This window comes from Arthrobacter sp. STN4, assembly GCF_024539665.1.
Classification (GTDB): Bacteria; Actinomycetota; Actinomycetes; order Actinomycetales; family Micrococcaceae; genus Specibacter.
Window position 1 is genome coordinate 35,186 of record NZ_JAKZGX010000018.1, and the last position, 18,347, is coordinate 53,532.

Here is an 18,347-nt window from a genome sequence, read left to right on the forward strand (position 1 = left end):
CCGCCCAAGGCCATCAGTTAAGCTCAAGGGGTGGAATCCTTGGGCGGCAGGACAGTGGTCATTGTGGGGGCGGGGCCCCGGGGCACGTCCGTCATGGAACGCCTGCTGGCCCGGTATGCGGCGCAGGCGGAAACCGCGCGCGATGCCCGGAACGCGGCCGGGCCGCAGGCCCCGCTGCACATCCACCTCGTGGATCCCTACCCTCCCGGCCCGGGGCACGTCTGGCGTACGGAGCAGTCCCGGCTGTACCTGATGAACACCCAGTCGTTCTTCCCCACCCTGGTTCCGGACCAGGGCGTGGCCGCCGCGCCGCTGGCCGGCTGCAGCTTCAACGCCTGGCGCGAGCTCATGCGCGCCGCGCCGGACCCGGAGCTCAGCACGGGCGACCGCAGCGAACTCGCCGCGCTCGCCGCCACCGGTTTTCCCGGTCGCGCGCTGTACGGCCGCTACCTGTCCTGGTGCTTCGCCCGCCTGCTGGAAAACGTGCCGCACGGTGTCCAGGTCACCATCCACCGGGGTGAGGCCAAGCGGGTGGCGAGGGACCATGCCACGGGAGGATACGGCGTCGAACTCGTCAGCGGGGAGACGCTGCCGGCGGACAAGGTGGTCCTGGCGCTGGGCCATGTGGAGTCCCGGCTGGGGCCTGCGCAGCGGGCGCTCCGGGACGAGGCCCGCGCACAGGGGCTGAGCTACCTGCCGCCGGCAGTGCCCAATGACGTGGACTGGGACCAGCTTCCCGCCGGCGAAACGGTCCTGGTGCGCGGCATGGGGCTGAACTTTTTCGACGTGCTCGGGCAGTTGACGGAGGGCCGCGGTGGCCGCTTTGAGGCGACCGGCCGTGGCCCCGGCGATGCCCTGGCCTACCGTGCCGGCGGCCGGGAGCCGGTGATCGTCGGTGCCTCCCGCCGCGGCACGCCGTACCGGGCCAAGGCCGAGCTGGCCAGCTATTATCCTGCCGGGGTGGAGCTGCGGTTCCTGTGTGAGGAGGCCGTCACCCGGATCCGCGACATGGGCGCGACCGCCGGTTTTGACCATGACATCTGGCCCCTGCTGCACCGCGACACGCTCTGGGCGTATTACACCACCCTGGCGCGGACCAGCCCGGGTGCCGTGGCGCCGGGCTTCCTGGACGAACTGGATGCGCTGCTGCACTCCGGGCCCGACGGCGCGGCCGGCAGCTGGGCGGACCGCCTGAAGTCCCTCGAGGCCCGCCACGTGGCGGAGGGCCGGGCCCTGGACCTGCCCGCCCTGGCCCGCCCGCTCTCCCGCCACCCGCTCAGGCCCGGCGGCAAGCACCGCTTCGGCTCACAGGCCGGGCTGGATGCGGCCGTCCTTTCCTACCTCACCGACGACGCCGCCGGGTCGGCCCGCGGCGAGGACGACCCCGTCAAGATGGCCATTGGCGCGCTGAACGCCGGCCGGGCCGTGGTGAAGTCGCTCGTCGCCGACCGCGGCATCACCCAGGAATCCTGGCTGGGCGAGCTGCGGGGCTGGTTTGAAGGGTTCGTGGAGGGGCTGGCCAGCGGGCCGCCGGCGCTGCGCGTGGAACAGCTGGCCGCGCTGGTGCGTGCCGGCGTGGTCCACTTCGCCGGGCCGGACCCTGTTTTTCGCATCCAGGACGGACAGTTCACGGCCAGCTCGCCGTGGGTGGCCGACGAGCCGTGGCAGGCCCGGCACCTGGTCGAGGCGCTGGCACCCGCCAACCGCATCCAGGGCACGGCGTCCCGGCTGCTGAACAACCTGCAGGCCGACGGGCTGGTCCGGCCGCGCGTCATGCTGGCGGCCGACGGCGGGCCCGTCGTCACCAGCGGCCTGGACGTTTCCGCACCGCCCTACCGCCCGCTCGACGGCGCCGGCCGGCCGGCCGAGGGGCTGTACGTGCTGGGGCTCCAGCTTTCCTCGGTGCAGTGGGGAACGGCCATCGCCGCGCAGGCCAACGCCGAGTACCGCAGCGGCTACCGCACCATCCTGGACGCCGACGCCATCGCGGCGGACATCCTCGCCTAGCGCCCAGGGCGCCGGCCTCCGTGCGCCATGAGCCAACTGGGTCGCAGTAGTTGCAATGGCAACCGCTTGCACGGTGCCCATTTCTGCAACTACTGCGACCCAGCGTGTGGGCGGCTGCGCCGCGCCACCTCGGCGCCGTGGCGGGCGAAGTCGGGCCACGATGACGCCGGCCACCTGGGCGGGGTACCGCGCAGAGCCGTACGGGGCCACGGCGGCGGGCTGGATGAGCGCCGTCGTGCCGGCGGCAGGGGCGCAATCGGGAAGGCGGGCGCAGGGCAGCGAAAAGGGAGGCATTCCTGGTGGAATGCCTCCCTCATTGCGCGGAAGGTGCGAGATTCGAACTCGCGGTACGGGGTCACCGCACACTGGTTTTCAAGACCAGCTCCATCGGCCGCTCGGACAACCTTCCTTACCCTAGTAGTGTTTCATAGGCGGGGCGGTGCCGCCAAAGCGGCGCCCCCGCCCAGTACTGCGCAGTAGGAGGAGAAGTTCATGAAGGCGATTGTTGCACGGGCTGCCGGCGGCCCGGAGGTTTTGGCCTTGGCCGACGTCCCCGCACCCGTGCCCGGAGACGGCGAGGTCCTGATCGACGTCGTCGCCGCAGGCATCAACCGCGCCGATGTCCAGCAGCGCCGAGGCTTTTATCCGTCGCCGGCAGGGGCCACGGACGTGTTGGGGCTGGAAGTGTCCGGGCGGATCGCCGGCTTCGGTCCCAACGTCACCCGGCCCTTCTCCATCGGCGACAAGGTGGTTGCCCTGCTGGCTGGCGGCGGGTACGCCCAGCAGGTGGCGGTCCCGGCCGGGCAGGTGCTCCGGCTTCCAGGCGGCGTCGACGTCGTCACGGCCGCCGCGCTGCCCGAGGTTGCCGCCACGGTGTACTCCAACCTGTTCATGACCGCCCAGCTGCAGGCGGGGGAGACCGTGCTGGTGCACGGCGGCACGGGCGGCATCGGGGTCATGGCCGTCCAGCTCGCGAAGGCCGCCGGTGCGCGCGTGATCGCCACGGCCGGCAGTGACGAGAAGGTGGCCATGCTCACCGGCTACCTCGGTGCGGACGTGGCCGTGAACTACCGCACCCAGGACTTCGTGGAACTGGTCAGGGAACACACCAAAGGTGCCGGCGCCAACGTGATCCTCGACGTCATCGGCGCCAAGTACCTGGCCCAAAACGTGTCCGCACTGGCGCTCTACGGCCGCCTCGTGGTGATCGGCCTGCAGGGCGGGACGACGGCGGAGCTGAACCTGGGCACCCTCCTCGCCAAGCGTGCGGCCGTCATCGGCACCACGCTGCGTGCCCGCCCGGCGGGCGAGAAGGCCACCATCATGGAGGGCGTGCGCGAGCACGTGTGGCCGCTGGTGGCCTCGGGCGCCGTGAAGACCATCGTGGACAAGACGTTCCCGCTGGCGCAGGCGGCCGCGGCGCACGAATACTTCGACTCCGGCTCGCACGTGGGCAAGGTCCTGCTGACGCTCTAACCCGCCCCAAACCCAACGCTCGGTTGCAACCGGGGCTTTTTCGCCCAACGCTCCCGCACAAACGACATTCCGCCGCCCCGGTTGCAACCGAAGGTTCGTGAAAAGTGCCCCGGTTGCAACCGAGGGTGTCGGGCCGTTCGACGCAGAAACGGGGCCGTTGGTCGATTCCTTTGTATGCCCCGAGCCACAGCGGCGTGGCGGGCCGGGCCGCGCTGCTGCCGTCAAGGGTTCAGAATTCGGCCTTGAGTAAGGAAAACAATGACCCAGCCTTCCAAGGGGACAGCCCGCCACGCGGGCCTTCTGCTTCAGGATCCGGAGCTGCCGCCCGTGGCCGTGGACCTCGAGGCGGAAGCAGCCACGCAGAAGTGGACGCCGCTGAAAAATAGCCCTCTGGGCGGCCATCGCGCTGCTCGGCGGCGTGGCCTGGGTGGTCCTGGCCGGGAAACCGTGCGGGCGGGGCACTGACTGTGGAGCTGCTGCACCGTGCGGCCGGGGTGTTGGGTTCAGTCAGCATGTACCTCAAGGGCGTCCTGGGTGAGGACGCCTATGAAAAGTACCTGGACCACCACCGCGGCACCGGCTGCACCACCCCGGCCAAGACAGTCAAGGAGTTCTGGCGGGACAGGATGGACCGCCAGGAGGGCAATCCCGAGGGCCGCTGCTGCTGACGCCGGCTGCATGGCTGCGCGAGTGTGCAGTTGTGGCGGGTTGGCGGGCCCGGCACCCGTCACACCTGCACACTCGGCGGGGCTGCGCCTAAAGTCTGCGCCTAAAGTCTGCGCCTAAAGTCTGCGCCTAAAGTCCGCGCCCAAGGCCCGCGCCGAAAAACCGGCGCGGACAATTGCGGGGACGTCGTGAGAGACTGGCCGTATGACTGACAAGGCGCATGTGCAGGAAGCCGGGACCACGGCCGAAGGCAAGGTAGTGGACGATCCGGTCAACGTGGACGTGGACGTGGACGGCTTCGGAGCCGGGGCGGCGCAACAGCCCTCCGCCGCCCAAGGGGGCGGAACGGAGGCGAAGCACGCCACCGTCGCGGACATGGTGGACCAGCCGGCCAAGGTGATGCGCATTGGCACCATGGTCAAACAACTCCTGGACGAGGTGAAAAGCGCGCCGCTGGACGACGCCGCCCGCGCGCGCCTGGCCGAAATCCACGGGCGCTCCATCGCCGAACTCGAGGACGGGCTCTCACCGGAACTCGTGGAGGAACTGCACCGGCTCAGCCTGCCGTTTACGGACGCCAGCGTGCCCTCGGATGCAGAACTGCGCATTGCCCAGGCGCAGCTGGTCGGCTGGCTCGAGGGGCTGTTCCACGGCATCCAGACCGCCATGGCCGCCCAGGCCATGGCAAACCAGCAGGTGGCGGCCCGGCTGCAGATGCACCAGCTGCCGCCGGGCACCGTCATTGCGCCCGGCGTGGTGGTGGGCGAGAACGGCGAACCCCAGCGCGCGCCCGCGGGCCGGGCGCAGGGCCGTCCCGAAGGTTCCGGCCAGGCCGACGCCGGCCGCCCGGGCCAGTACCTCTGACGGCTCCCTGACAGCGAAGCACGCACGCATGCCCTTGGGATTTTTTGGCGCCGGCCGGCAAGCCAGGCGCGACGACGCCGAACTTGGCAAGGGCGTCTGGCGGCGCGCCCACGACAGGTTCCGGCGCGGCCTGGACCGCTTCCACCAGATGCTTGAGGGCGTCGAGGAGGAAGCCAGCCACGCCGAAGGCGGTCCGGGGCAACACTATGCCGCGCTCGTCCCGGTGGCCGACGCCCTGGCGGACCTCCTGCCCCAGGTGCGCAGCATCGCGGCCCGGGCGCAGTCCATCGCACCCAGTGAAGGCATGGAAATCCCCACCGGCACCGGCGGCTACCTCAACGACGTCCACCGCGAGCTCTCCCGGGCAGGCAACGCACTCGCCGCAGCGGCGGAAGCGGTCGCCATGGTGAGGCTCGGGGCGGGGGACGTGTCCGGCGTCGTCCGCAGGGCCGCGATCGTCCACGAGCACGTCAACCGGGCCGGCGAACTGCTTGGTGAAAGCCGGCAAGACCCGGCCTAGCTGGACCCGGTCCATTTTGGTCAGGCAAATGTGACGAAATTCAGGAGAGCTGTGTCACAATTTCGCGTTGTGAGGGTAGCCTCGCCTATCGTTGCATTACGATCAATAAAGCTTCGCTAATTCACCTACGCCGAAAGGCCCCCATGAAGACCTTGCTCAACACCCGTTTCCTGCGCAGGAGCGCGCTGACGGCGATCGCCGGAGTCTCCGTGCTCGCCCTCGCCGCCTGCGGTGGCAGCACCACCCCGGCCGCGTCGAAAGGCGCCCAGGGCTCGGCCACGGACGCCATCACCGTCTATAACGCCCAGCACGAGGAGCTCACCCAGGCCTGGGTGGACGAATTCACCAAGGAAACCGGCATCAAGGTCACGCTGCGCAACGGCGACGACTCCGAGATGAGCAACCAAATCATCGCCGAGGGTGCCAAGTCGCCCGCGGACGTCTTCCTGACCGAAAACTCCCCCGCCATGACGCAGGTGGAAAACGCGGGACTGTTGACGGACATCAGCAAGAAGATCCAGGAACAGGTCCCCGAGGCCTACCGGCCCTCCACCAACAAGTGGACCGGCATTGCCGCCCGCAGCACCGTCTTTGCCTACAACAAGACCAAGCTGACCCCGGCCCAGCTGCCCAAGTCGATCATGGACCTGGCGGACCCCGCCTGGAAGGGCAAGTGGGCCGCGTCGCCGTCCGGTGCCGACTTCCAGGCCATCGTCTCCGCCATGCTGGAGCTCAAGGGCCAGGACGCCACGCTGGCCTGGCTGAAGGCCATGAAGGAAAACGCCAAGCCCTACAAGGGCAACAGCACGGCCATGAAGGCAGTCAACGCCGGTGAGGTGGACGGGGCCGTCATCTACCACTACTACTGGTTCGGCGACCAGGCCAAGACCGGCGAGAACTCCAACAATGTGGCCCTGCACTACTTCAAGAACCAGGACCCGGGCGCGTTTGTCTCGGTCTCCGGCGGCGGCGTGCTGGCCTCCAGCAAGCACCAGGCCAATGCCGAGAAGTTCCTGGAATTCATCACCGGCAAGGCAGGCCAGGAGATCCTGCAGACCGGAACCTCTTTCGAGTACCCGGTGGCGAGCGGTGTTGCCGCGAACGCCAAGCTGGTTCCGCTGCAGGACCTGCAGGCGCCGAAGGTTGACGCGGCCAAGCTGAACTCCCAGAAGGTCACCGACCTCATGACCGAGGCCGGTCTACTCTAATACCAATGTATTCTTCACCCAGTACGACGGCGGCACGCGCGCCGCGCGCAGCCAACCGACGCAACGCAGCCGGGGGCCGGGGCACACGCTTCGGCCCCTGGGCCGTCGTCGCCCTATCCATCCTCATCGCCGCCTTCTCCCTGCTGCCGCTGGGCTATGTGGCGGTCATGACGGGCAATGCCGGGTGGGGCACCATTGAGAAGCTGGTCTTCCGCCCGCGCGTGGGGGAACTGCTGCTGAACACGCTGGGCCTGGTGGTGATCACCGTGCCGGTGTGCGTGGTGCTCGGCATTGCCGGGGCGTGGCTGGTGGAACGCACCAGGCTGCGCGGACACAAGATTTGGGCCGTGCTGCTGGCGGCACCCCTGGCCATTCCAGCGTTTGTGAACAGCTACGCGTGGGTCAGTGCGGTCCCCTCCCTGGGCGGGCTGTTTGGCGGCGTGCTCATTTCCGTGCTCTCGTACTTCCCGCTGGTGTACATCCCCGTGGCCGCCGTGCTCAGCCGCATGGACCCGGCCCTTGAACAGTCCGGCTCGTCGCTGGGGCTGGGTCCGTGGAAGGTGTTCTTCCGCGTGGTGCTCCCGCAGCTGCGGCTCGCCTCGGCCGGCGGTGCGCTGCTGGTTTCCCTGCACCTGCTCGCCGAATACGGCGCCTTTGCCATGATCCAGTTCGACACCTTCACCACCGCCATTTACGACCAATACCGTTCCACGTTCAACGGGGCGGCTGCCAACATGCTGGCCAGCGTGCTGGTGCTGTTCTGCTTGTTGCTGCTGTTGGGCGAGTCCAAGGTGCGCGGCAACGCCCGCTATGCGCGGGTGGGCTCGGGCGTGCAGGCCAACCCGCCGCGGCTGGCGCTGGGCCGGCTGGAGATTCCGGCGCAGGCCGGCCTGGCGGTGCTCACCGCCCTGGCATTGGGCCTGCCCCTGTTCCATGTGTTCCGATGGCTGGTGGTGGGCGGGCCCGGGATCTGGAGCGGCAGCGCGCTGGCCAACGCGGTCCTGCAAACGCTGGTGTACGGCCTCGTAGGGGCGCTGGTCACCACCGTCCTGGCCTTTCCGCTGGCCTTTTTGGCGGTCCGGCATCCGGGCCCCGTCACCAAACTGCTCGAGGGTGCCAACTACATCTCCAGCTCCATGCCCGGCATTGTGGTGGCACTGGCCCTGGTGACCATCAGCATCCACAACATGCCCGGCATCTACCAGACCGCCGTCGTGCTGGTGGCGGCCTACGCCATGCTGTTCATGCCACGTGCACTGGTGAACCTGCGCGCCGGGCTGGCGCAGGCGCCCAAGGAACTGGACGAGGCCGCCCAGGCGCTGGGCAAGCCCCCGCTGCTGGCGTTCATGCGTGTCACGCTGCGCCTGACCGCCCCCGCCGCGGCGGGCGGGGCCGCGCTGGTGTTCCTGGGCATCATGAACGAGCTGACGGCAACGCTGCTGCTGGCCCCGAACGGCACCCAAACGCTGGCCACCGAATTTTGGTCGCTCAGCAGCGAGATCAACTACACCGGCGCCGCCCCCTACGCACTGCTGATGATCCTGCTCTCGGCACCCATGACCTACCTCCTCTTTGCCGAATCCAAGAAAGCAGCCGGACAGTGACAGCATCGCGCAGGCCGGCCCCGGCCGCGTCAACCCTCCCCGCCTTTGAACCGGACGCCGACCACGTCACCGACCACCTGCAGATCACCGGTGCGCGGAAGTCGTTCGGCGGCACGGAGGTGCTCAAGGGCGTGGACCTGACCGTGGCCCAGGGGCGCACCACCGCCATTGTGGGCGCCTCGGGTTCCGGCAAGACCACCCTGCTGCGCCTCATTGCCGGCTTTGAGGCACCCGACGCCGGCAGCGTTTCCCTTGACGGGGTGGAAGTGGCCGGGCCCTCCGGCTGGCTGCCCGCCCACAAGCGCAGCGTGGGCTATGTGGCGCAGGACGGCGCCCTGTTCCCGCACCTGAGCGTGGGGCAGAACATCGCGTTCGGGCTGCCGCTGCGCGGCCGGGCTGCGGCCTCCCGCGTGGCCGAACTGCTGGAGATGGTCTCCATGGAGCCGTCCTACGCCAAGCGCAAGCCGTCGGAGCTTTCCGGCGGGCAGCAGCAGCGCGTGGCCCTGGCCCGAGCGCTGGCCCGCCAGCCGGAGCTCATGCTGCTCGACGAGCCGTTCAGCGCTCTCGACGCCGGGCTGCGCGTGGCCACACGCCGGGCCGTGTCCAAGACGTTGTCCGACGCCGGTGTCACCACCATCCTTGTCACGCACGACCAGGCCGAGGCGCTCAGTTTCGCGGACCAGGTGGCCGTCATGCGCGACGGCAGGCTGGCCCAGATCGGCAGCCCCTTCGTGGTCTACACGCGCCCGTCCGACCGGGCGACGGCGGAATTCCTCGGCGACGCGGTCATCCTTGAGGCGTGGATGGAAGGCTCACTGGCGCTGTGCTCCCTCGGCGGCATCCCCGTCCGGCGCCCGCCCGTGCAGGGCCGCGTGCACCTGATGCTACGGCCCGAGCAGATCCGCATCAGCGAAGGCGGAAAGATCCGCGGCCACGTCGTGGACACCGACTACTTCGGCCCCGAAACGACCGTGCGGATCCAGCTGGCGCCCATCGCGGTGGACCCCCTGCACCCTGCGGACCCGCACCAGCCCGTGGGCGGCGAGGTCATCAACATCCGGCACTGGAACGCGATGCTGGCGCGGCCCGGCACGGAGCTGTCGCTGAAGGTGGTGGGGGAGGGCGTCGTCTTCCCCTGGGACGGATAGGCCCTCAACCCTGCCGGGCCATGGCGCGATGGTGCAGCTCCACGTAGGCGGTGAGCGCCAGCAGGAGCACCACGGCCAGCCCAAGCACGACGGCGGCCGGCACGGCCCGGCTGGCCGGAACGAGCAGGAGGCTCAGTGCCACGGCCGGAATGGACCAGGGGAGCACGGCGCCGGCGGACTGGCCGAAGCGCAGTGAAACCACGGCATTGGTCAGGTAGAACAGCGCCAGCCCGCCGCCGAGCGTGATGCCCGAGCCGAGGGGAAGCGTGGCGAACGGCGCCGGGATGGCGGTCGCGATGGCCCCGGCGATGGCGGTCACGCCCGCCACCAGCAGAAACGGCATGAACAGGATGGTCAGCTGGATGCCGCCAAAGTCGCGCCGGCCGGCCAGCCGTTCCAGCCCGGCGTTGAGGGTGCCGGTGCCGTACTGGAAGAAGGCCCAGCCGAGCAGGGCCACCACCACAAAGCCCAGGGAACCGGCCAGCCACGCCGCGGGATTCCACACCGTGGACACTACGGTGACGACGGTGAACACGGATTCGCCCAGGACGATGATGACGAACAGGCCCAGCCGTTCGGCGGCGTGCTCGACGTTGATGCCGGCAATGCCGGCGTCGGGCTGCAGCCGCCCGCCCACCAGCACCATGGACACCTCCACCAGAATGGCCGCGGCCCACAACGCCACGGCGCCCTCCAGTGGCAATGCGGCGGCCACGAGCCAGAGGGCTGCCGTCCCGCCGTTGTAGGTCCAGATCCGCCACGACGGCGCGGCACCGCCCGTGTGCCGGCGCCGGTAGAGCCACAGCACCAGCAGGATGGCCCGCATGGCCGCGTTGGCCAGCGAGAACGCCCATGCCCGCCCGCCCAGGGCGTGCGGGGCGGCGGCGGCCATGACACCGGCGGCCGCCATCGCCGCCAGCATGGCCATGCCCAGGCTGCGGGAGGACAGCCCGGGCAGGAGGTTGACAACGGAGACGATGTTGACCCACGCCCACCACGCCGGAAAGAACAGCAGGACGAAGGTGCCGAACTCGGCCCAGCCGGGATTGCCGTGGATGCCGTGGGCGAGCTGGCCCACAAACGCCACGAAGACCAGGTCAAAAAACAACTCCATCCAATGGACGCGGCCGGGCGCCCGCGCCGGCCCACGGGAACGGACCCTGGGCGGCATTTTCTCGGTCATGGGCCCATGATAGGTCCGTGCCGGGTGAAGGGGGGTGTTCACTGTGCGCGAAACTGGACGGTTGCCGCAAGTAACTGTTTGCCCGCGCGGGATGAAGGGAGTAGCGTACGTCCCTGCGCAACAAATTTCGTTGCGCCCACGCCGTTGTGATGCCGGTGCCAGCGGCATCCTCCACACGTTTTGAGGACGCATGTCTAGCGACAACCCAACAGCCAACGCATCCGGGGCCAGCCCCGCAGGCAGCGCGGTGATGAACCACCGCCAAATCCTGTTTGTGATTTTCGGGCTCATGGCAGGAATGTTCCTGTCGGCCCTGGACCAGACGGTGGTCGGAACGGCCATCCGCACCATCGGTGACGACCTCCACGGCCTGAGCCTGCAGGCGTGGGTCACCACCGCCTACCTGATTGTTTCCACGATCAGCACACCCATTTACGGCAAGCTGTCCGACATCTTCGGACGGCGCCCGCTGTTCCTCTTCGCGATCGTCGTCTTCATCGTCGGATCCGTACTGGCGAGCTTCTCGACCTCCATGATCGAGCTCGCCGTCTTCCGCGCCGTGCAGGGCCTGGGCGCCGGCGGCCTGATGTCCATGCCGCTGGCCATCATGGGCGACATGCTTGCCCCGCGCGAACGAGCCAAGTACCAGGGCTACTTCCTGGCTGTCTTCGGTGTTTCCAGCGTCATCGGCCCGCTCATCGGCGGCCTCTTTGCCGGCAGCAATGAGATCCTGTGGATCGCCGGCTGGCGCTGGGTGTTCCTGATCAACGTCCCGATCGGCCTGGCCGCCCTGGCCATGGTGCTGCGTTTCCTGCACCTGCCCAAGGTGGACCGCCATTCGGTGCGCATCGACTGGTGGGGCGCCGCCGCCGTGATTGTGGCCCTCGTGCCGCTGCTGCTCGTGGCGGAGGAAGGCCAGATCTGGGGATGGTCCAGCCCTGCTTCCATCGCCTGCTACGGCATCGGCGTGATTGGCGTGGTTGCCTTCATCCTCATTGAGGTGCGCATGAAGGAAGATGCCCTGATCCCCATCACGCTCTTCCACTCCGCCACCTTCTCCATGGCCACCGTCATCGGCGTCCTGGTGGGCTTTGGCATGTTCGGCGCCATGATGACCATCCCGCTGTACCTGCAGATTGTCCTTGGTTCCACGCCGACGGAGAGCGGCTTCCAGATGCTGCCGATGATCCTGGGGCTGATGATCGCCTCGATTGCCAGCGGCCAGCTGATCGCACGCAACGGCAGGTACAGGATGTTCCCCATCCTCGGCACCGGCCTGATGTCCGCGGGCTTCCTGTACTTCACCTTCCTCAGGTACGACTCCAGCTTCTGGTTTGTTGCCGGCGGCATGCTGCTGATCGGGCTTGGCCTGGGCCAGCTCATGCAGACCCTGACCATCGCCAGCCAGAACTCCGTAGGCCTGCGCGACATGGGCGTGGCCACGAGTGCCTCGACGTTCTTCCGCCAGATCGGTGGAACGCTGGGCACCGCCGTCATGCTGTCCCTGCTGTTCACGGTGATGCCGCTGAACATCCAGACCTCGCTGTCCGACGGACCCACGCTCAAAAGTGCACTCAATGCCGCCATGACCCCGTCCGTGGCGACGGCGCCCGAGAACAAGGCCATCATGGCCCTGATCTACACCAACATGGTGACGCCGGTGGAGAAGGGTGCGCAGCAGGCGGCCCACGCTGCCGGCGTGAAGGCGCTGGTCGCCAAGGGCGTGCCGCAGGCGCAGGCTGAAAGCACGGTGCCGGCCCAGCCGCTGGACTTCTCCAAGCCGGCGGTCCGCAGCCAGGTGGTCGACCAGGTGGCCCCCACCATCGCGCAGAAGCTGAAATCGGCAACGGGGTCGTCGTCGGCGGGCAGCAGCGCGCTCAATGACACCTCATTCCTCAAGGGCGCCAACCCGGCCCTGAGCAAGCCGTTCCTGACGGGCTTCACCGCCTCAACCATCGTCATCTACTGGGTTGCCCTGATGGTGGTGCTGCTGGCGTTCGTGCTTGCCCTGTTCTTCAAGACTCCGCCGTTGCGGGCGAAGTCGGCCCTGCAGGAGGCCGCGGACAACGCGGCGGCACGGGCCGACGATGCGGACCTGTTGCTCCAGCACACGGCAGAACGGATGGGGGCGCTCGTCGAACCGGGCAGCCACACCCACGCAGGCAGCAGCAGTTCCGGCGACGGCGGCGGCTCCCGCTAGTCCCTCCCGGCCCCAGCACCCAGAAACGGACAGGTGCGGTTGAGAATTCAACCGCACCTGTCCGTTTCTGTCTCCGCACCGGCGGCGGGCCATGCCGCGGGCACGTAAAAAGCCCCTGGCATCAATGGATGCCAGGGGCTTTGGTGGAGCCTCCAAACAGAATCGAACTGTTGACCTTTTCATTACGAGTGAAACGCTCTACCAACTGAGCTATGGAGGCCTGTGGCCGTGAAAACCCCTTGCGGGGGCATTCGCCGAACACAAGAAACAACTCTAATATGTCCGGCCCCCATGTACAAAATCGGCCCCGGCCGCCGTCAGCAGGTGGTGCCGGCGGCAGGGACCTTTCCGTTGACAAAGTAGTCGTCCACGGTGGACGTCAGGCATTGGTTTGCCCGGCCGTAGGCGGTGTGCCCGTTGCCCTTCCAGGTCACCAGGACGCCGGAATCCAGCTGCTTGGCCAGCGACTGCGCCCACTTGTACGGGGTGGCGGGGTCGCCCGTGGTGCCGATGACCAGGATGGGGCCGGCGCCCGGTGCGGCAATGGGGGCCGGCCTGCCGGTGGCCGGGAACGGCCAGTACTTGCACGTCAGCCCCGAGTAGGCCAGCAGTGCGCCGAAGGTGGGGGAGGCCTTCTCCAGGGCCGCCGCGTCGGTGCGCATGTGCGCGGTGTCCGAGTCCATCGGGTAGTCCAGGCAGTTGATGGCCGTGAACGCCGCCGCCGTGTTGGAGTTGTACTTGCCATCCGAGCCGCGATCCGCTGAGTAGTCGGCCAGCATCAGCATGCCGGAGGCGTCCCCGGCGAAGGCCTGTTTCAGTGCCGCGGCGAGGGGCTCCCACAAGTCGGTGGAGTACATTGCGAACGCCACGGCGTTGGTGAACTCGGTGCCGGTCACCACGCGGCCGCTGGAGGTTTGTTGCGGCGTTTTCGTGTACACGGCATTCAGCTGGCGGATTTGCTCCACCGCCCCGTCCACGGTGCCGGAAACCGGGCAGTCCTTGGTGCCCAGGCAGTTCTTCGCCCAGGCGTGCAGGGCATTTTCAAAGCCGACCGCCTGCCCCATGGAAATCTGGTCAATCCCCAGCGACGGGTCCAGGGCGCCGTCAAGGGAGAACCGTCCCACCCGGGAAGGGAACAGGCCGGCATAGGTGGCGCCGAGCTTGGTGCCGTAGGAAAAGCCCATGTAGTTCAGCTTCGCATCGCCCACCACGGCGCGCAGGATGTCCATGTCGCGGGCGGAGCTGACCGTGTCCACATGGTCCAGGATGTCCCCCGAGTTCTTCACGCACAGCCCGGTCTGCGCCTTCGAGTCCGCCTCGGCGGCCTGAAACCCGGCCGTCGTGGACATGTCGTAGTCCTTCTGCCGTGACGCGTCCATCTGGGCGTCATCAAGGCACTTGACGGGGTCCGAGCGCTGGACCCCCCGCGGGTCAAAGCCCACAATGTCGTAGGCGGCGCGCAGCTTCGCGGAGAAGTACTGCCGGCCGCTGTTGACCACCAGGTCCACGCCGGAGCCGCCCGGTCCGCCGGGATTGACCAGCAGGGACCCGAGCCGCTTTCCGGTGGCAGGCAGCCGAGTGACGGCGAGCTTGATGGACTCCCCGCCCGGCTTGGCGTAGTCCAGCGGCACCTTCACCTTCGCGCACTGGAAGCCGCCGTTGCAGGACGTCCACGTCACCACCTGTCCGTAGTAGGGGGCCAGGTCCGCCGGCACGTCGCCAATGACGGACGCCTGCGCACTGGCAACCACCGTCGGTGCCGTCGCGGGGGCGGGGGCCGGAGCCGAGCAGGAGCCCAGCAGGAGGGCGCCCACGGCCGCCATGGCGATGGTGAGGGAAAGGCGGAGGCGGTGCCGCCGTCGTACGGGTGCGTGGGGCATGGGGGTCCTTTGCGGATCTAGAGCAGGCTGACGGCCATGGCTTCAAGGGCCAAAAGCGGGGAGACGTTGGTGGTGGTCAGGCGGCGGCGCACGGCGTTGATGGCGTCCATCCGGGCCAAGGTGGCTTCAGGGCGGCCCCGGGCGGCGAACTCGGCCAGGTGGTCGCGGAGCGGCTCGTTGACCAGTTCCACGGACCCTTCGCAGGGCACGACGCCGGGCCCTCCCTGCGCCGCCAGCTGGAGCACCAGCACGTCCCGGTAGAAGGAGAGGAGGTCCGTCAGGGCCCGGTCCAGCTGGTCCGTCACCGAGCGCTTGGAGCGGCGCTTCTGGTCCTCCTCCAGGGCCCTGACCTGCGCGCGCATGGGCGGTGGCAGGGTGCCGGTTTCGGGGGCGCCGAGGTCGCGCAGCAGCTTGGCCTTTTCGGCAATGTCGCGTTCCTCATTGGAGGATCCGGCCTCCGCCTGGGCCAGCTCCAGCAGGTTCCCGGCGGCGCGCACGGCCGCCGAAACGTCGCGCAGGGAAAAAGGCAGGCGGACGATGGTGTCGCGCCGCTCCCGGGCGCCGGCGTCGGAGGCCAGCCGGCGGGCAATGCCAATGTGGCTCTGCGCGGCACGGGCGGCGTGCAGGGCCAAGGCGGGTTCAATCCCGTCGCGGCGCACCAACAGGGCCGCCACGTCCTCCACCGGCGGCAGGCGGAGCGTGAGCGTGCGGCAGCGCGAGCGGATCGTGACCAGCACGTCGGCCGGGCTGGGCGCGCACAGGATCCAGATGGTGCGCGGCGGCGGTTCCTCGATGGCCTTGAGCAGGACGTTGGTGGTGCGTTCGGCCATGCGGTCGGCGTCGCCCACGATCATCACGCGCCACCGGGACGAGGAAGGGCTGTCGTGGGCCTTGCGGACCAGCTCGCGGGCCTCCTCGATGGTGATGGTGGTCTTTTCGGTGGCGATGAACGTGACGTCCGCGTTGGTGCCGGCGAGCGTGGTGTGGCAGGCCTTGCACACGCCGCAGCCGCGCTCGGCCAACTGCTCGCGTTCGCAGACCAGCGCGGCGGCGAAGGCCAGCGCGGCGTTGGAGCGCCCGGACCCGGGCGGGCCGGTCAGCAGCCAGGCGTGCGTGGGGTTGCTTGACTGGGCGGCGCGGCGCAGCTGCTCCACCACGGGCCCCTGCCCCTGCAGGTCCACCCACACGCTCATGCAGCGCCCGCTTCCCTGGCGGCCAGCAGCTCCAGGACACGGGTGCGCACCGCCGCGGCCAGCTCGTCCACCGGCCGGCCGGCAGGCAGCACCAGGTAGCGTTCGGGGCGGGCGGCCGCCCGGTCCAGGAATGCCTGGCGGATGGCCGCGTGGAAGTGGTCGGGCTCGGATTCCAGCCGGTCCTCCGCCGCATCCCCCGCGGTGCGTCGGCTGCGGCCGTCCTCGGGGGAGACATCCAGCAGCACGGTGAGCTCGGGCCACAGCCCGTCGGTGGCCCATTCGTTGAGCCGGCGGACCTCGGCGGCCCCCAGTCCCCGGCCGGCCCCCTGGTACGCGATGGAGGAGTCGATGTAGCGGTCGGTGATGACCACCTCCCCGCGTGCCACGGCGGGGGCGATCACCTGGGCGGCGTGGGCGGCGCGGGAGGCGGCAAAGATCAGCGCCTCGCAGCGGGCGTCAATCTCGCCCTGCCCGTGGTCCAGCACCAGCGAGCGCAGCTTTTCGCCCACCGGGGTCCCGCCCGGTTCGCGGGTCCGCAAAACGGTGCGCCCGGCGTCGGACAGGGCCCGGGCCAGCAGGGCGGCCTGGGTCGATTTTCCGGCCCCGTCACCGCCTTCAAAGGCAATGAACAGGCCGGGCTGGGCGGCGGGTGGGAAAGTCACGGTCCCAGCTTACCGGCCGCCGCTGACAGGCCTCCCGGCTTGTCCACAGGCTGCGGCCGCCGGCCCGGCCCGTGTCACGAATTTTCGTCCGGGGCGCCCGGGCGCACTATCTTTGGAAGCATGACCCTTGAACCTTCCTCCCACCCCGACCAGCTCAGCCCGGAGACGGTGGCGGTGGCCGCCGGCCGGCCCGCCCGCGAGCACGACGCCGCGGTCAACCCGCCCATCGTGCTGTCTTCCACGTACGTGGGCACCGGACAGGTCGTGGACGGCGACAGGGCCTACGGCCGTTACTCCAACCCGACGTGGGACCCGCTGGAGGACGCCCTGGCCGAGCTGGAAGGGGCCGACCTGCCGGCGCTCGTGTTCAGCTCCGGGCTGGCCGCCGTGTCCGCGGCGTTCTCGCTGATCCCGGTGGGCGGCGTGCTCGTCATGCCGCGGCACTCCTACCAGGGCGCCCTGGTCATGGCACAGGAACTTGCGGACAAGGGCCTGTTCAGCCTGCGCACGGTGGACATTGCCAACAACGACGAGGTCATCGCCGCCCTCACCGGGGCCGGCGAAAAGGCGGCCGACATGTTGTGGCTGGAAAGTCCCACCAACCCCATGCTTGAAGTGGCAGACCTGCGCGTCCTGTGCCGTTCCGCCAAGGCCGTGGGAGCCGTGGTGGTCACGGACAACACCTTCAGCACGCCGCTGGTCCAAAAGCCGCTGGACCTGGGCAGCGACGTGGTGCTCCACTCGGTTACGAAGTACCTGGCCGGGCATTCCGACGTCATCCTGGGCGCCCTCATCACCTCTGACAAGGACCTGCGCCACACGCTCCTCCACCACCGTTCCATCCACGGTGCCATTGCCGGCCCGTTTGAGGCCTGGCTGGCCCTGCGCGGCGTGCGCACCCTGGCCCTGCGCGTTGAGCGGGCCCAGGCCAATGCCTTCGAGCTGGCCAAGCGCCTGAACGTGCACGACGGCGTCGAGAGGGTTTTGTTCCCCGGCCTCAACTCCGATCCGGGGCACGAACGCGCCAAGGCGCAGATGCTGGGCTTTGGCTCCATCCTCTGCATCGAGGTGGCCGGCGGCGAGGAGGCCGCCAACACCCTCGTGGAAGCACTGCGCCTGTGGACCCCCGCCACCTCCCTGGGCGGGGTCGAATCGCTCATTGAGCGCCGCCGCCGCCACGCCAACGAGCCCGAATCGGTGCCCGTGAACCTGCTGCGCCTGAGCGTGGGCATTGAAAACGTTGAAGACCTCTGGACGGACCTGGCCCAGGCACTGGACGCCGCCGGACGGTAGGGGAGCCGCGGCGCCCGGGCGGGAAGGCTCCCGGCCGCGGCATGTTTCTTGTCGCCCGCACCGGCTAGGCTGGTGGTGTGAGCTTCTTCCTCTATGCTGCGACCTTTTTCATCCTGGTGGTGCTGGGTGCCGTGGCGTTCGGCGTCCAAATCTGGGCCCTGACCGACTGCCTGCGCACGCCCGCCGCGGATTTTCAGCGCGTCTACAAGCGCACCAAGCAGTTTTGGGGTTCCCTGACGGGAATCTCGGCGTTCTTCGGCTTCCTGTACCTGTTGCCGGTCGTCACCACCTTCAGCTCGCCCAGCCTGGGCATGCTCATGATCATCGACCTTGCAGGCGCCACGGTTGCCGGTGTGTACCTGGCCGACGTCCGGCCCGCCCTGGCCGAGGTCCGCGGGCGGGGCCGCGGCAACCAAAACCGCGGGTCCTCCTGGTAGCATCCG

Annotated in this window: 15 protein-coding genes, 2 tRNA genes and 1 pseudogene; 12 read left to right on the top strand and 6 right to left on the bottom strand. The window is 69.0% G+C overall.

The genetic code is table 11. The features are described from left to right. The first annotated feature begins 30 nt into the window (after positions 1 to 30). Complete coding sequence (locus tag MMF96_RS13280; protein ID WP_256883805.1) at positions 31 to 2,007, top strand: FAD/NAD(P)-binding protein; 1,977 nt, start codon at positions 31 to 33, stop codon at positions 2,005 to 2,007. Between the two features lie 321 nt (positions 2,008 to 2,328). Here the strand turns inward: MMF96_RS13280 and MMF96_RS13285 are convergent. After that, positions 2,329 to 2,416, bottom strand: a tRNA-Ser gene (locus MMF96_RS13285). An 83-nt stretch (positions 2,417 to 2,499) separates the two neighbouring features. On the opposite strand from MMF96_RS13285, the gene MMF96_RS13290 reads away from it, so the two are divergent. From MMF96_RS13290 to MMF96_RS19910, 8 genes and pseudogenes are all read left to right on the top strand, one after another. Continuing rightward, the gene (locus tag MMF96_RS13290; protein ID WP_176616871.1) at positions 2,500 to 3,483 is read left to right on the top strand and encodes an NAD(P)H-quinone oxidoreductase; all 984 of its coding nucleotides are present in this window, start codon (positions 2,500 to 2,502) and stop codon (positions 3,481 to 3,483) included. A 467-nt stretch (positions 3,484 to 3,950) separates the two neighbouring features. Next, positions 3,951 to 4,151: a YbdD/YjiX family protein gene (locus tag MMF96_RS13300; RefSeq protein WP_256883806.1), complete on the top strand. Its 201-nt coding sequence runs from the start codon at positions 3,951 to 3,953 to the stop codon at positions 4,149 to 4,151. A gap of 202 nt (positions 4,152 to 4,353) precedes the next feature. Beyond that, positions 4,354 to 5,013, top strand: a complete 660-nt coding sequence (locus tag MMF96_RS13305; RefSeq protein ID WP_306295879.1) for a bacterial proteasome activator family protein — start codon at positions 4,354 to 4,356, stop codon at positions 5,011 to 5,013. Positions 5,014 to 5,047: 34 nt separating this feature from the next. After that, positions 5,048 to 5,533 (top strand): hypothetical protein, encoded by a 486-nt coding sequence (locus tag MMF96_RS13310; RefSeq protein WP_256883821.1) that lies wholly within the window; start codon positions 5,048 to 5,050, stop codon positions 5,531 to 5,533. A 143-nt stretch (positions 5,534 to 5,676) separates the two neighbouring features. Next, positions 5,677 to 6,741, top strand: a complete 1,065-nt coding sequence (locus tag MMF96_RS13315; protein ID WP_256883807.1) for an iron ABC transporter substrate-binding protein — start codon at positions 5,677 to 5,679, stop codon at positions 6,739 to 6,741. Positions 6,742 to 6,746: 5 nt separating this feature from the next. After that, a complete protein-coding gene (locus tag MMF96_RS13320; protein ID WP_256883808.1) occupies positions 6,747 to 8,345 on the top strand; it encodes an iron ABC transporter permease in 1,599 nt (532 codons plus the stop codon). Positions 8,346 to 8,497: 152 nt separating this feature from the next. Beyond that, positions 8,498 to 8,842: pseudogene (locus tag MMF96_RS19905) on the top strand (ATP-binding cassette domain-containing protein); the annotation flags it as partial. 384 nt (positions 8,843 to 9,226) lie between these two features. Then, on the top strand, positions 9,227 to 9,493 hold the full coding sequence (locus MMF96_RS19910) for a TOBE domain-containing protein (protein WP_375141435.1): 267 nt from the start codon (positions 9,227 to 9,229) through the stop codon (positions 9,491 to 9,493). A 4-nt stretch (positions 9,494 to 9,497) separates the two neighbouring features. On the opposite strand, the gene MMF96_RS13330 is transcribed toward MMF96_RS19910, so the two are convergent. After that, a complete protein-coding gene (locus MMF96_RS13330) occupies positions 9,498 to 10,676 on the bottom strand; it encodes a low temperature requirement protein A (protein WP_256883809.1) in 1,179 nt (392 codons plus the stop codon). 190 nt (positions 10,677 to 10,866) lie between these two features. On the opposite strand from MMF96_RS13330, the gene MMF96_RS13335 reads away from it, so the two are divergent. Continuing rightward, positions 10,867 to 12,876, top strand: a complete 2,010-nt coding sequence (locus MMF96_RS13335) for an MDR family MFS transporter (RefSeq protein WP_256127876.1) — start codon at positions 10,867 to 10,869, stop codon at positions 12,874 to 12,876. 144 nt (positions 12,877 to 13,020) lie between these two features. Here MMF96_RS13335 and MMF96_RS13340 read toward each other — a convergent pair. From MMF96_RS13340 to tmk, 4 genes are all read right to left on the bottom strand, one after another. Continuing rightward, positions 13,021 to 13,096, bottom strand: a tRNA-Thr gene (locus tag MMF96_RS13340). 97 nt (positions 13,097 to 13,193) lie between these two features. After that, complete coding sequence (locus MMF96_RS13345; protein ID WP_256883810.1) at positions 13,194 to 14,756, bottom strand: alpha/beta hydrolase; 1,563 nt, start codon at positions 14,754 to 14,756, stop codon at positions 13,194 to 13,196. Between the two features lie 17 nt (positions 14,757 to 14,773). After that, on the bottom strand, positions 14,774 to 15,949 hold the full coding sequence (locus tag MMF96_RS13350) for a DNA polymerase III subunit delta' (RefSeq protein ID WP_176616865.1): 1,176 nt from the start codon (positions 15,947 to 15,949) through the stop codon (positions 14,774 to 14,776). Continuing rightward, entirely contained in the window at positions 15,946 to 16,611 is a 666-nt protein-coding gene (gene tmk / locus MMF96_RS13355) for a dTMP kinase (RefSeq protein WP_176616864.1), read from the bottom strand. Before tmk ends, MMF96_RS13350 begins: the two co-directional genes overlap by 4 nt. A gap of 120 nt (positions 16,612 to 16,731) precedes the next feature. Between tmk and MMF96_RS13360 the strand changes: the two genes are divergently transcribed. Together MMF96_RS13360 and MMF96_RS13365 are read left to right on the top strand one after the other, a co-directional pair. Then, complete coding sequence (locus tag MMF96_RS13360) at positions 16,732 to 17,904, top strand: PLP-dependent aspartate aminotransferase family protein (protein WP_256883811.1); 1,173 nt, start codon at positions 16,732 to 16,734, stop codon at positions 17,902 to 17,904. Between the two features lie 77 nt (positions 17,905 to 17,981). Then, a complete protein-coding gene (locus MMF96_RS13365) occupies positions 17,982 to 18,341 on the top strand; it encodes a DUF2516 family protein (RefSeq protein ID WP_176616862.1) in 360 nt (119 codons plus the stop codon). The last annotated feature ends 6 nt before the right edge of the window (positions 18,342 to 18,347 follow it).